We start from the raw sequence: 13,386 nt of genomic DNA, 5'->3' as shown, positions 1-13,386 counted from the left end.
TTGGAGTTCATTACCGTCAAAAATAACTCTCCTACTCATCTGGCTACTGCGCCTTGAAAGACAAGCGATTTTAATCAGTCTGAATCTCTTAGCTTTTTTAGTTATTCTACAGACAGATAGAAAAAGCATCCACAATTGTGAATGCTTTTTAACATTAGTAAGTTTCTGTGTCTACGAATGTTATTACTATTATTTTTACTCTTATTATTGCTGTTTGAAGAACCGTTGTTGGTATTACCATTGTTTTTCAGATCCTACTCTTCGACAATTGTTTGAATTTAAATCACTTCCGCAGTCATAATTTTTCACAACTGTTTCATTTACATCAGAATTATATACTGGATAATAATTTTCATTACGAATAACTGTTCTATTAATATTTTCGACTTCTGTTGGGTGAATGTTTCTTACAGTTCTGTAATACGTATTTGTATTTGTTACTCTTTGTGTAGGATTCATGATTACTTCGTCTTGACTTGGAGATACAGAATTCTATCCATTATTTGTTATATTGAGATTTTATTAAAATACAAATAAAAAAGCACTCAATAAAATGAGCGCTTACATATTAAATACTTTCTGAAGAAAAATTTAGAGTGATTTATTTTTTCGTTTAATTAAGTATCCTTTTATTCAATAATTCCCGAACCAATTATCTCCACTTTTATATTTGGTTTGATGGAAATTTTAGGATAAGCCTTTTCCCAATCTAATGATTTCCATACTTTTGGATGAAATGCAATTAATTCCCTTCCAATTCCAAAAGCGTCACAATTTGCTAACTGTAGTGTTTTAATTAATTTCTCAGCTTTTTTCGTTAACTGTTTAGAAATTTCTTTATTCAATCTTTTAATCTCTTTTTGATCTGCAAGATTATCTTTTGGATATTCAAGTGCTTCTACTTTTATATTTAGATTAAACTCAGCTTTAATGTCATTATTTTTATTGATCTTTAATTCTTTTTTCACTTTATTACTTTTCACCTGAACTGAGATAAAACGATTTCTCTCATCTTTTTCTTTAGGATTTACTTCTAAAGTGAATTTTGCATATTTTTTCATTTCATTCTTCATCAATAATAATACTGTAGGTTCTTCATCATATAGATTATAACCAGTATATTTTCGTCCATTAAATAAAGCTATGCCATATACATCAATCATTTTGTCATTCGATTTGCCTAAATAAGGTAGTGTGATATCTTCACCAGGATCAAACAATGAAGGGCAAATAGATTGAACATTTTCTTCAGGAACTAGGGTAGAAGTTTCAGCGGTTGTGACAATTTCTAGTATTTCTTCACTTATTAGAGATTCTTCGACTACTCTTAGATTTAATATATCGGCTGCTTTGTCTTTACTAATCACTACTTTAGCTCCTAAAGAGCTTCTAGGGTCACGATAAATAATATCTAATACAGGATATAAGTCTTCCTTTGCTAAATCTTCATGAAATAATAATACTCTAGCTTTACTAGTAGCATATTCTCCTGAGATTTTCTTCATAATTTTTGTTCTTGAATCGGAAAGTGTATTTGCTAAGGAACTGACGATTACATTTGTCAAAACTGGTTCACTTGTTCCTTTACTTGTTTGAGCGATTGTTTGGATAACAGCTGTTACCATTAATTTTCCATCTTTTTCGAGGTCAGCCCCAACACCGTAAACAAGCTTAGATTGACTTAACAATCTTTGATCCCAACAACTAGTCAAAAATAAGAGACAACAAAGAAATAATATGCACAATTTAATTTTCATATAGTTGACTTTGCCCCTTCTTTTTCCGAATAATCGACACAATCAATAATATTAAAGGAATAATAGCAATAAAAATATAACTAGAATATGAGACGAGTATGTTAAATTTCTCTATTATTTGTTCTTCTTGTGGGATAAAGACTGAAATGATCATAATGAGGATCCCTAACACTAAAGTTACTTTTTTATGATTGGACTGTTTAAAAATCTTTTCCATGCCAACACTCGCAATATGTAAATAAGTAACAAATGACGTTATGATTGGAACGACCCAAATTGATAGAAATATTAAGTCAAGTCGTTCCACTACTTCATATGATAATGCCTTTAACATATATAAAATAGGTTCAGATACAATCTTTATTTCTTCTGGACTAAAAACAACATAACTAGTTATTAAAAAAAATGTATATAAAAGAGTTACGAAAGTAATTGCGATTGTTGAATTTTTTAATATGTCTTTAGCATTACCTTTCACAAAAGGATAGATAACTAATAATGATTCAAAACCTAACATTGCTGTTAAGGAATCGTGAGAACCAATCATGATATTTTTAAAACCAGCTTGTCCAATAGGAAACAAATATCTATAATTTGCATCTTTGTATGAAAGTAATTCTAAAAACACTAAGAAAAAAATTAGAATAGATACAAAAGTATAAAATCTACCGATTACTTTCAAGTTTTCCCTCGCTAAATATACACCAGTACCAACTATACAAAGAATAATGACATATGGAGGTGTAAACGTTAAAATCCATTTCTTTAAAATACTAACTGTAATGGTCACTACAAATATTGAAATGATAAAAAAATTAAGCGCATAAAAGAATGAAATGACTGTCCCTACATACTTCCCTACAATTTTATTTGAATACTCGTATATTGTATCGTTCGGAAAACGTTTACCTAATGCCCACATGATGAACATGAAAACAAATACGATCATACCTGCAATTATGACTGATATCCACCCATCATTTTTCGCATGCAAATGAACCACATATGGGAGTGAAAGCAGACCAACACCAATCTGGGATTGTAAAATAAAAAACATAAGTTGTGATTTAGAAAGTAATTTTTTATTATTCATTCTGTTTCCAACCTCTTGGATTTTTTGCACTTCTTAATTTTTTTGGCAAGGCTGAACGTGGTCGATCTGTCATTTTCCACATTGGCACCCGGTAAATTGTATCCTTTAAATCTTTTCGTCTAAGTGGAGCAAAAGGTGCAAAATATGGAGTTCCAAATGATTCAAGTTTACACAGATGAATTAAAATAATCATTAATCCAAATACAATCCCAATTAAACCAATAATTGCAGCTGCAAACATTAGCGGAAAACCTAATAATCTAACTGAAGTACCCATTTCGCTATCAGGTGCTGCAAACGATGAAATAGCAGTTATTGAAATAACAACAAGCATAGTATTAGAAATTAAATTAGCTTCAACGACTGCAGTACCAATTACTAGTCCACCTACTACACCAAGTGTTTGTGAAATGGGACTAGGTAAACGAATGGCAGACTCTCTTAGTAATTCGAGCGTGATTTGCATACTCAATGCCTCAATTAAAGGTGGAAAAGGAATATATTCTAATGAACTCTTTACATTAGAAACTAATTCAATCGGTATGATTTCAAAATGGTAGGAAACTAAAGCAATATAAAGGGCTGGCAGAGAGATTGAAATGATAAAGCTCAACATCCTCATAAATCGAAAAAATGAGACCATCATCCATCTACTGTTATAATCATCAGTTGTCTGATAAAAAGAAAAGAAGGTGATCGGCATGACAAGAACGGATGGGTTACCATCAGTTATAATCGCTACCCTTCCATCCATCAAATTTGCTGACACACGGTCTGGTCTTGATGTCGTTAACAGTTGGGGAAATGGAGAGAATGAATTATCTTCAATATACTCCTCTATGTTACTGACATAATCAACATCAATATAAGAAATTCTCCGCTCAACTTCTTTTACTAATTCATCGTTAGCAATTGAATCAACATATACGATTGCTAAACTAGTATCAGATTCCCTCCCAAGAGTTACATATTTTACAACTAAATTCGGATTGTTTATTCTTCTTCTCAAAAGGTTAATATTTGTTTCTAAGGTCTCAATAAATCCATCCTGTGCGCCGCGTAAAACTTGTTCAGTATCAGGTTGCTCTATCGAACGACCTTCCAACAATGCAATGTTTAATATAATAGCGGTACCGTCATGATCAGTAAAAATGACGGCATTTCCTTTTACAAGGGCTACGACAATTTCATCAAAAGAACTAGAGGTTTTAATATCTTTAATTGATACAGTTTCCTCAATTGTTTTTTGGGGATTTTGGATGATTTGTTGGATTATTTGAGACTCAAGAACCTCACCCTTAATAAGGGTATCAATAAAAATGATCCCTATTTTTCTATTTGCAAACTCTAAATTTCTAACGATCAAATCACTAGAATGTAAAAGAGATTTTTTAATATTATCAATATTTTCTTCAAGCTTGATTGATATATTTTTATGCCCCTTATGAGAGCCAGATCGGTTTACAGGATTGTTATTATTTCCGCTCATAAATGAATGACTCCTCATTGATACCTCAAATACAGTAAATATATTTTATGTTAAATAGAATGTATTATACATGCGAGACTTCGTACAATCTAACTAATTTTGTATAAAAAAAACGATTCTACCTAAATGATAGAATCGTTTTTCTTTTCTTTATCATATTCTTACTTTTTGGTTAGTCTTGTTGCTAATTGAGTAATGGTATTTTCGATTAACAGTGCTGATATTCCTTTTCGAAATCAACCTAATTTTGTTCAACTTTCTTTTTCCAAATACCAAGTATAAGAGCTGTGATTGCAGAACCTATTAATATAGCTAATAAATACATGAAAGGTTTATTCACTAAAGGAATGACAAATGCCCCGCCATGTGGTGCTGGTAAAGTAATACCAAATGCCATAGCTAGACCACCAGCAATCGATGAACCGATTACAGAACTGACAATCACTCTAATCGGATCTGCTGCTGCGAATGGGATTGCTCCTTCTGTAATGAATGATATCCCCATGATATAGTTAGTCACTCCAGATTTACGTTCTAATTCTGTAAACTTTGATTTGAAAATAGTTGTCGCTAAAGCGATCCCTAATGGTGGTACCATACCGCCTGCCATAACTGCTGCATGTGGTCCGAAATTTTGTGCAGAAATTGCAGCAATTCCGAATGTAAATGCAGCTTTGTTGATTGGTCCACCCATATCAACTGCCATCATTCCACCTAAAATTAAACCTAGTAAAATAGCGTTTCCACCACTCAAACTACTTAACCAATCTGTTAAAGCAGTATTTAAAAATGTAACTGGCGGATTTACAACAAGTTCCATTAATACACCTGTGATTAGTAATCCAAACACTGGATAAAGTAAAACTGGTTTCATACCTTCGAGTGTTTCTGGTAGCTTTGAAAATAGTTTACGCAATCCAATAACGACATAACCTGCCAGGAAACCAGCAACTAAACCACCTAAGAATCCAGCACCAGCATTAGCTGCTAAAAATCCTCCAACAACACCAGGTGCAAACCCTGGACGATCAGCAATCGAGCTTGCAATAAAACCTGCAAGAATTGGTACTAAGAAACTGAATGCGCCTGCCCCACCAATTTTCATTAATAATTCTGCAATAGGTCCTTTTGTATGAATTCCACCAAATGCAAAAGCTAGTGCAATGAGAATTCCACCACTTACTACAAATGGTAGCATATTACTAACACCATTCATTAAGTGTTTGTAAATTCCTGATCCCTTTTCCTTAGAGGATTCATCACTTTTTCCTTTATCTGTTCCTTTGAAAATTGGTGCATCTTGTTTCATTGCACGTTCAATCAATTCTTTCGGCTTACGAATCCCTTCTGCTACAGGTACTTGAATAACATGTTTACCTTCAAAGCGATTGACATCAACATTTTTATCAGCTGCGATAATAATGGCAGTCGCTTTTCTAATTTCATCTGAAGTTAATTCATTTTTCACACCTGTAGATCCATTTGTTTCAACCTTAATATCTATATTTAATTCTCTTCCTTTTGCTTTTAGTGCATCTGCTGCCATATACGTATGTGCGATACCAGTAGGACAAGCAGTTACTGCAAGAATAAGCGGTTTTTTAGAATAAGAGGAAAACACCTCTTCATCCTTATTAATCGCATCTTCCTTCTCATTAATTAATGCAATAACTTCCTCTGCGTCTGCTGCACCAAATAATGAACTTCGCAATGCTTCATCCATTAATAATGTAGATAAACGTGATAAAGTTTCTAAATGAGCATTATTTGCTCCTTCACTTGCAGCAATCATAAAAAACAAATGCGCAGGTTGACCATCTAATGAATCATAATCAATACCAGAGTTTGAGCGACCAAATACAATTGCCGGTGTTTTAACTGCAGAAGTCTTAGCATGTGGAATTGCAATTCCTTCGCCAATACCAGTTGTACTTTGAGCTTCACGAGTTAAAATTGCTTCAATGAATTGTTTTTTATCATGTAAACGGTTCGTTTCATATAATACATCTGCTAATTCATTTATGACTGATGTTTTATTTGCAGATTGTAAATTGATGAGAACCGTATCAATTTTTAATAAATCTGTTATTCTCATTATCTCTCCCACCTTATCTCTTTTCGATTTTCACTTGATCGATTAGTTCTTCAATCTTATCTCTATTTGTTAAATCTGATGAAAAGGCCGTTGCACTTCCTGCAGCAACTGCTGTTTTGAAGGCTGTCACTTTATCGTTTGTTTTAACGTAAGTCCCAATAAAACCAGCAACTAGTGAGTCTCCAGCACCAACAGAATTAATAACTTCTCCTTTTGGTACATTTGATACATATATATCTTTTTCTGTCATGAGAATAGCGCCCATTCCAGCTAGAGATATACCTACATTTTTTGCACCTAACTCAAGGAGTTTTTTACCATATGGAATTGCTTCTTCAACAGTTGATATTGTAACGTCAAATAATTCTCCAAGTTCGTGATGATTTGGTTTGATAAAAAATGGCTTATGTTTTACAACATCTAATAATGCTTTACCACTTGCATCAACAACTATATTTACACCTTTTTCATTTCCCCATTTTGCAATTTTTTCATATAGATTAGATTCTAATGAACTCGGTATGTTTCCGGCTAGAATTAAATAGTCTCCTGGTTGTATCTGTTCTAATTTTTTGAAGAAATCAGTTGAATTTTGCTCTGATATTGTGGGACCTTGACCATTTATTTCGGTTTCAAATTGCGACTTCAATTTAATATTGATACGTGAGTCACCTGCTACTCTTACAAAATCTGATAATACACTTTCACTTTTTAATACATTTTCAATAAAATCACCAGTAAACCCACCGATAAATCCAAAAGCAATACTAGTTACATCAAGTCTTTTTAAAACTCTAGATACATTAATTCCTTTCCCACCAGGGAACTTTTGGTCACTGATCATACGATTGATTGAATCTATTTGAAAATTATCAACATTTACGATGTAATCAATTGATGGATTAAGTGTTACAGTATAAATCATTTATTTCACTACCTTTATTAATGTTGTAAATTTCTCATATGTGCTAGTTAGTTCTTCATCTAGTTCATCCGTGATCAGAGTTGCTTCATGTATATCGGCGATTTTTGCGAATGACGTTTCTGAAAACTTACTATAATCAGCTAGAATATACTTTTTTTCTGAAAAAGAAATGGCAGTTTTCTTCACAAATGCCTCTTCTGGATCTGGCGTTGTGTAGCCATACTTCGGATGAACGCCATTTGTTCCAATAAAACATTTATCAAAACGAAAACTTTGAAGATTCTCAGCGGCCATATTACCGATCAATGCTTTTGTATGCCCTTTCATTTTTCCACCTAAAAGATAGGCTGTTACTTCATTTTCAAATAAAGCTTCGACATGCATTAAACCATTTGTGACTACAGTAACATCTAAGCCTTTAAGCAAAGGGATCATTTCAAATGTAGTACTTCCTGCATCCAAATAAATGCAATCACCTTCATTTATTTGGGACATTGCTAATGATGCAATTAATTTTTTATTTTGAACGTTTTTGGTTGTTTTTTCTGTCATGCTTAACTCAGTTGCTTTACTATTTAAAGATGCTGCTCCACCATGTACCCTTTTTAATAATTGTAAGGATTCAAGTTCAATTAAATCACGACGGATGGTTGATTCTGAAGTGTTTGTAGCTTCTACAATATCTCGTAACTTTACGACTCCGTGTTCCTTCACCATGTCAATAATTAGCTGTTGTCTTTCAGGTGTTAACATATGAATCATCCTTTCGATATGTTTAGTATAAAGTAGAAAAATCAAAAATACAATCAAAATCTTTCAAAAACTTTCATTTCCGTTCAAATTCATTCAACCTTGTAAATTGTCTAAAATTTTCATCATATATTTGTGGTAAATAAAGTTTTTTATGACATTTTTTTACAAAATTTATAAACTAATCTTGTTAAGATATATCTAGGTTTAGTCTAAATTCAAACACTTTAAGTCCGTTAGTTACTATCAAGACACTTTAACTCTCATATCGAATCATTACATATAAAACAGAGTTTAATGTAAAATCGATCATCAATGTAATGGCTTAATATATTTTGAAGCAAACGTACATATAGAAATATAGATGAATGTATTTGGTTTATTTTTAGCCATTTATTTTTATCCGTTCTATTTTTTAGACTTATAGATTTTCAATAAATGAAATGAGGGTATAACAATGAAAGAAAATATTCAAATTCGAAACGAACTTTTTGAGGCTGTTGAAGAATTATCAAATGATCAGTTAAATAAAAAAGTGAATGACGATCAATGGTCAATTATGCAAGTATTAGATCATTTATATCTAATGGAAGCTGGACTAGTAAAAATGATGACAAAAACATTTAACACAGCACCTTCTGAAGAAATTTCAGAAAAACCAATCCATTTAACCTTAGATCGAACGCTTAAATTTAATGCACCAACCTATTTCGTGCCTACTAACAAATTTGTGACTTTAGAAGAAATGAAGCAAAAATTAACGAATTCAAGAAATGCTTTACATATGTTTGTAGAAGAAACAAAGGATCATTATCTTGAGGACAAAGGATTTCCTCACCCTGCTTTTGGTCAAGTAAATTTAAAGCAATGGATTCCATTTATAGGGTTACATGAAAAACGCCATCTTGAACAAATTAACGACATCAAAAACCAATTATAAAATAAGGCTCTTTTAAAGCGATGTAACTGTAATGAAAATCAATATTCTATTATAACAGAGCCTAAAATAAAAAGGTGTTTACAAAAATTGTAAACATCTTTTTTAATGACTTATCTGAAATAATTCAGCTTTATAAAGTTTTAAAATTTGGTTTTTATGTACATCCAATTGATTGGTAACTTGTGAAATCGAGTATCCAATAAATAATGGAGAAACGACAAAACGTGGAATTACTTTACAAATGATTTTCCCATTCCATTTATAAAAAAATAAATTATAACTATTTAAACCATTATAAAAATTGTTTAATAAATAATGTGTAACGATTTGTAAGAGCACAGCCATTTCAGATAAATAAGAACGATCTTCAATAATGATATTAAATTCTCTAAAACCCATCATTGGATGAGTAGAAATATTTAATTCCACGCCCTCTTTTAAAAAAATTTTAATTCCTTCAAAATAGATATCCGTAATCTTTTTCTTATAATCAATGTTTTTTAAACCAACAATTTGCATATGAGGATGATTTAATGTACCACCAGATAGTGGACCATGATTTTTATAAAAAATGACAGATTTAAATTCTTCCGTTTTCTCCATTTCTTCCCATTTTTGAACAGCAAAATTTAAAAGCTCGTTCATATGACTTTGCGAATATTTAGAAATATCTCCATCACAATCATCAGTTTCAATGATCACTGTTTGTAATGTATCTTCTAGTGTTGGAAATTTATTTTTTAGATAAATGATTGACCCAGAAGTATCTAATATATCTGTTAAATTTTCTCGATCACAAAATGGACATTTCACGGTTTTATTCACAATATTCTCTGGTTTTTTAATACCTATATCCATTTTAAATTGAAGTAATTCATTTTGAATATCCATCTCTTATCACCCCTTTTTCACAAACTTATTAAATTAATCCTACTAAATTTTATCCTCTTTTCACATACTTAACTATTAAATTTTTTAAATATTATTCATTTTCTATTAATAATAAATAAATCGTTAAATACTGATTCAAAAAAGTATATCCTATTACATATTATAAAGTGGAAATCCTTTTTTCAATTTTTAAGCTCACCAATTTTTTTTCAATAGCCAATACAAAATGACTACAAACTTCTAAATGATTCTATTATAAGAGTTGAAACTTCTTTAATACTTTCTGCATTAATTTGTAAATAAATCAAATACTAATGATGATATTCATTAGAATATCAGAGATATCCAATACTTCATTAGAGGTGAATCAAACATGACATTAAAAAATCATTTGGATCCACAATCTCAGAAGTTCTACCATAACTGGACAAGACCAAAGCATGCGAAGTCTCAAGTTAATGGACATACGATGATTTCACAAAATACAATCATCTTAAAAAGTAATGCTAAGGCCCACAGATGGTAATGGATAAATCGAAAAAAGAAGACTATTTTTAGTCTTCTTTTTTATTAAAATTTTTATGTTCAAATACTTTTTTTGATCAACAACCTTATGGTTCATGCAATTAAAAAACCATGACTATTATGTCATGGCTGTAGTTTATGTACAAAGTCTAAAATTCAAGAGATTCAGACTGATTGAAAACGCATGTCTTAAGCAGCTCTGTAGCCTGATGAGGAGCGGAGTTACCTTTGACAGTAATGAACACCTCAGCACCTCAAGTAGGCGAAGCAACGAAGAAACGCGCGTTTTCAACAGTCTTTAGATTATTTATTTGTTCCGTGTTGTTTAGTTGGTAACTTCTCATTAGGTGTACCATTACCTTGATGTTCTTTATTTTTTTGGTCTTTCTTTTGTCTTTCATGGAGTTTTTCAACAAACTCATGTGTATCTTCCATTTCATAACCTCCTTACTAGCATCTAAAGATTACTTTAACCAATCAAAAGGAAAACAATTCACGGCTAATTCTCTTTATCCTTTATGCTATGAGTAAGGTTTTTATGAAAGATACTTCAATAGGAATATAACAGTTTTAACAATTAATATACACTGAGCAATTCCAAATAATATGCCAGTGATGATTCGTAAACTATTATTACTTTCTCTCCACTTCCATTTTTGCGTAAAACCATCAATAAGAAGTGGAATCATTAGTGATGGAATTAACCACCACTTTAAATAATGTGATTGTAAAAATAATAAAGGTAGTAATAAATAGCCCATAACTATGCCAGAGCATCTAGCACAAAGTGGGAATGTATAATTGGATATTTTGATCGAACGATCTATTCTACGATGACATGGTATCCATTGGAATAAAATCATTTATATCACCCACTAATTTGAACAATCAGGACTACAGTCGCAATCTGGTGTACAGTCTAAATTGCCTTTGCGAAGGTTGCAATCTAATACATCGCAATCTGGAATAAAAGCATCACTACAATCACAATCTTTCTTATACTTATGTTTTTGTTTTCTTCTACGTTCATAATACAAAATGGTAAAAATTAAGAAAATTATACTAGCAATTAAAAATAATATTCCTTTTAAAATTAATCCTTTTACCAATAATAGAATACCTAATACAAAAAGGATTAAAAAGATACTAAACAAGAAAAAAACCAATATATCCCTACTTTCTGTACTTCTAAAGACATAATAGTATTTCGATTGTACATACTTAATAGTTAATCTAATGTACTGGCTTTTATTTGGACTTTTGTAGGAATGCGCCAATTAGGATAAATACTGCAGATAGCACATGTAAAATTCAACCAAGCCCAGGAATCCATGCTAAACAAGAAGTAATGATCCCAAAAATATTCCCATATGCCGTTAAACCAGCTTTTTTTGCTAATACTAACGTAATTATATGAATGATTAATGCTATTACAAGTGGAAACCAGCCAAATCCAATTACGATTGAAGCACCAAGGATCGGTATCCCTAAAATTGCTTCAAAACCACCAGATATAAATTTAAATGTTCTTACGTTTGAATTCATCAAGATTCTCCTAGAAATTTGTAAAATTTATCCAATTATTATTTTAATTGTAGTGTAAAACGAACTTAATGAATAGAGTTATTTAACAATAAATCATAGAACATATTTATGAACTAAATATTCAAAGAGTAGAATAATCTCCCAATTGGTCTTTTCGTAATTTTTTTAAATTAGAATCCAAATTTCGCTTATAAATATCGGCGAAGTGATATCTTTTTGCTCATTCCATAAAATCTCCGGGCCATCTTTAAAGTTTGATGCAAAAAAATAATTTTATCAATAAAAAATGACAACTAAATTAGTTGCCATTTTGTTTGTTATTTTATTATTAAATCATTTAATGCTTAATTATATTGTTGTAAGAAAGCTCTTAAAGTAGATGCTACTGAATGTGCATCTTTTAGCTGAGTATTTGTAAATGTTAGTGCAGTTTTCTTTTCGTCTAAGCCTAAAGATTCTTGTAATAGACCAGCCAAACCGCGGTGTGAACCTGCTTTGTCTACAGCAACTCTCATGAATAAACCATCTTTATTCGGTTCGATCATGCACTCGATTTCATCGAAGCGCCATTCTCTTTTTGAGTTTGGAACGAATTCCCATTCTTGATAGAAACGGCCATCCTGTGCTTCTACTTCTACTTGGCGTAACCTGAAGCCTAACAATTTAAATGCTTCAACAAAATTTGATAACTCTTCATGTGCATATATTTTTAAATAGTCGACATCTGTCGGATCAAAACTTAGATCAATATCTAAATCCGTCTCAATCCATACTTGCCCATGTCCAATTGTAATTGGTGCATAGTATGGTAATTGGAATGAAAATGGAATTGATTTTTGTTCATTTGCTTCTATTGTTAATTTACCACTAACACGTTCTTCATGTAATTGAATCTTTACTGAAACTTCACCGTCTCCACTTTTCTTTTTAGCGTAAGCTTTTAATTTAAGTGCGATATGATTAATCTCTTGAGCTACTGATCCACCATTGATTTCTACTATTCCTTCAACTTGTTTACCTGGATATAAATCCTTTGTATGTATAATAGTATTTACTGTTGCAGCGCCAATCCCAAGTCTTGCTAATACTTTTTTAAACATCGTATCCCTCCGTAATTTAGATGACTACATTCTCATTATATATTATTATGTGACTATTTAATAATCTTTAAATAGTAAACATGTAAAAATATAATATTTCTTATAGACATGCATAATTTTCTTTTTAAATGGATCTGTTAAAAAAAGAATGTTGATTTCCATTCCAGGTACTACGCTTTCCATGGGGCGTGACGACCCTGAGCCCGAGGGTCCACACGATGTGGATCATGCATGCGTTACGATTTAGCATTCCTACCTTGCTTGGCCTCCGGGGTC

General features: G+C 31.5%; 14 protein-coding genes and 1 pseudogene. 2 read left to right on the top strand and 13 right to left on the bottom strand.

Features of this window, described 5'->3' with window-relative positions:
* Positions 1-234: 234 nt before the first annotated feature.
* The 7 genes from ABID96_RS10035 to ABID96_RS10005 all read right to left on the bottom strand — a co-directional run bounded on the left by ABID96_RS10035 (position 235) and on the right by ABID96_RS10005 (position 8,112).
* Positions 235-459: a CotD family spore coat protein gene (locus ABID96_RS10035; RefSeq protein ID WP_192601888.1), complete on the bottom strand. Its 225-nt coding sequence runs from the start codon at positions 457-459 to the stop codon at positions 235-237.
* Positions 460-629: 170 nt separating this feature from the next.
* Positions 630-1,757, bottom strand: a complete 1,128-nt coding sequence (locus tag ABID96_RS10030; protein ID WP_192601887.1) for a Ger(x)C family spore germination protein — start codon at positions 1,755-1,757, stop codon at positions 630-632.
* A complete protein-coding gene (locus tag ABID96_RS10025) occupies positions 1,747-2,850 on the bottom strand; it encodes a GerAB/ArcD/ProY family transporter (RefSeq protein WP_192601886.1) in 1,104 nt (367 codons plus the stop codon). The genes ABID96_RS10030 and ABID96_RS10025 overlap by 11 nt, the downstream gene beginning before the upstream one ends.
* Positions 2,843-4,339: a spore germination protein gene (locus tag ABID96_RS10020; protein WP_192601885.1), complete on the bottom strand. Its 1,497-nt coding sequence runs from the start codon at positions 4,337-4,339 to the stop codon at positions 2,843-2,845. The genes ABID96_RS10025 and ABID96_RS10020 overlap by 8 nt, the downstream gene beginning before the upstream one ends.
* A gap of 241 nt (positions 4,340-4,580) precedes the next feature.
* Positions 4,581-6,434, bottom strand: coding sequence for a PTS fructose transporter subunit IIABC (locus tag ABID96_RS10015; RefSeq protein WP_192601884.1), 1,854 nt, complete (start codon positions 6,432-6,434; stop codon positions 4,581-4,583).
* A gap of 13 nt (positions 6,435-6,447) precedes the next feature.
* Complete coding sequence (gene pfkB, locus ABID96_RS10010; protein ID WP_192601883.1) at positions 6,448-7,359, bottom strand: 1-phosphofructokinase; 912 nt, start codon at positions 7,357-7,359, stop codon at positions 6,448-6,450.
* Positions 7,360-8,112 (bottom strand): DeoR/GlpR family DNA-binding transcription regulator, encoded by a 753-nt coding sequence (locus ABID96_RS10005; protein ID WP_192601882.1) that lies wholly within the window; start codon positions 8,110-8,112, stop codon positions 7,360-7,362.
* A 454-nt stretch (positions 8,113-8,566) separates the two neighbouring features.
* On the opposite strand from ABID96_RS10005, the gene ABID96_RS10000 reads away from it, so the two are divergent.
* Positions 8,567-9,049: a DinB family protein gene (locus ABID96_RS10000; RefSeq protein WP_192601881.1), complete on the top strand. Its 483-nt coding sequence runs from the start codon at positions 8,567-8,569 to the stop codon at positions 9,047-9,049.
* Between the two features lie 102 nt (positions 9,050-9,151).
* Here ABID96_RS10000 and ABID96_RS09995 read toward each other — a convergent pair whose 3' ends face one another.
* A complete protein-coding gene (locus ABID96_RS09995) occupies positions 9,152-9,934 on the bottom strand; it encodes a DUF4931 domain-containing protein (RefSeq protein WP_483301350.1) in 783 nt (260 codons plus the stop codon).
* A gap of 379 nt (positions 9,935-10,313) precedes the next feature.
* On the opposite strand from ABID96_RS09995, the gene ABID96_RS09990 reads away from it, so the two are divergent.
* The gene (locus tag ABID96_RS09990; protein ID WP_087998003.1) at positions 10,314-10,466 is read left to right on the top strand and encodes a YpzG family protein; all 153 of its coding nucleotides are present in this window, start codon (positions 10,314-10,316) and stop codon (positions 10,464-10,466) included.
* Positions 10,467-10,768: 302 nt separating this feature from the next.
* On the opposite strand, the gene ABID96_RS09985 is transcribed toward ABID96_RS09990, so the two are convergent.
* The 5 genes and pseudogenes from ABID96_RS09985 to ABID96_RS09965 all read right to left on the bottom strand — a co-directional run bounded on the left by ABID96_RS09985 (position 10,769) and on the right by ABID96_RS09965 (position 13,110).
* Positions 10,769-10,900, bottom strand: coding sequence for a DUF4023 domain-containing protein (locus ABID96_RS09985; RefSeq protein WP_087998004.1), 132 nt, complete (start codon positions 10,898-10,900; stop codon positions 10,769-10,771).
* 101 nt (positions 10,901-11,001) lie between these two features.
* Entirely contained in the window at positions 11,002-11,328 is a 327-nt protein-coding gene (locus ABID96_RS09980; protein WP_192601879.1) for a DUF2085 domain-containing protein, read from the bottom strand.
* Positions 11,329-11,776: 448 nt separating this feature from the next.
* The gene (locus tag ABID96_RS09975; RefSeq protein WP_192601878.1) at positions 11,777-12,010 is read right to left on the bottom strand and encodes a hypothetical protein; all 234 of its coding nucleotides are present in this window, start codon (positions 12,008-12,010) and stop codon (positions 11,777-11,779) included.
* Positions 12,011-12,175: 165 nt separating this feature from the next.
* Positions 12,176-12,256: pseudogene (locus ABID96_RS09970) on the bottom strand (hypothetical protein); the annotation flags it as partial.
* 98 nt (positions 12,257-12,354) lie between these two features.
* Entirely contained in the window at positions 12,355-13,110 is a 756-nt protein-coding gene (locus ABID96_RS09965) for a sporulation protein (protein WP_192601877.1), read from the bottom strand.
* Positions 13,111-13,386: the final 276 nt, after the last annotated feature.

The sequence above is a fragment of the Gottfriedia sp. OAE603 genome (genome assembly GCF_040543965.1).
GTDB classification, from domain to species: domain Bacteria; phylum Bacillota; class Bacilli; order Bacillales; family Bacillaceae_G; genus Gottfriedia; species Gottfriedia solisilvae.
This window is presented reverse-complemented; position numbering and strand designations above follow the sequence as displayed.

What these genes read in the sequence shown, in the direction of transcription:
- pfkB (WP_192601883.1), bottom strand. Translation starts at nt 7,359, where the DNA reads ATGATTTATACTGTAACACTTAATCCATCAATTGATTACATCGTAAAT.
- ABID96_RS10025 (WP_192601886.1), bottom strand. Translation starts at nt 2,850, where the DNA reads ATGAATAATAAAAAATTACTTTCTAAATCACAACTTATGTTTTTTATT.
- ABID96_RS09990 (WP_087998003.1), top strand. Translation starts at nt 10,314, where the DNA reads ATGACATTAAAAAATCATTTGGATCCACAATCTCAGAAGTTCTACCAT.
- ABID96_RS09965 (WP_192601877.1), bottom strand. Translation starts at nt 13,110, where the DNA reads ATGTTTAAAAAAGTATTAGCAAGACTTGGGATTGGCGCTGCAACAGTA.
- ABID96_RS09975 (WP_192601878.1), bottom strand. Translation starts at nt 12,010, where the DNA reads ATGAATTCAAACGTAAGAACATTTAAATTTATATCTGGTGGTTTTGAA.
- ABID96_RS10000 (WP_192601881.1), top strand. Translation starts at nt 8,567, where the DNA reads ATGAAAGAAAATATTCAAATTCGAAACGAACTTTTTGAGGCTGTTGAA.
- ABID96_RS10030 (WP_192601887.1), bottom strand. Translation starts at nt 1,757, where the DNA reads ATGAAAATTAAATTGTGCATATTATTTCTTTGTTGTCTCTTATTTTTG.
- ABID96_RS10015 (WP_192601884.1), bottom strand. Translation starts at nt 6,434, where the DNA reads ATGAGAATAACAGATTTATTAAAAATTGATACGGTTCTCATCAATTTA.
- ABID96_RS10020 (WP_192601885.1), bottom strand. Translation starts at nt 4,339, where the DNA reads ATGAGCGGAAATAATAACAATCCTGTAAACCGATCTGGCTCTCATAAG.
- ABID96_RS10005 (WP_192601882.1), bottom strand. Translation starts at nt 8,112, where the DNA reads ATGTTAACACCTGAAAGACAACAGCTAATTATTGACATGGTGAAGGAA.
- ABID96_RS09980 (WP_192601879.1), bottom strand. Translation starts at nt 11,328, where the DNA reads ATGATTTTATTCCAATGGATACCATGTCATCGTAGAATAGATCGTTCG.
- ABID96_RS09985 (WP_087998004.1), bottom strand. Translation starts at nt 10,900, where the DNA reads ATGGAAGATACACATGAGTTTGTTGAAAAACTCCATGAAAGACAAAAG.
- ABID96_RS10035 (WP_192601888.1), bottom strand. Translation starts at nt 459, where the DNA reads ATGAATCCTACACAAAGAGTAACAAATACAAATACGTATTACAGAACT.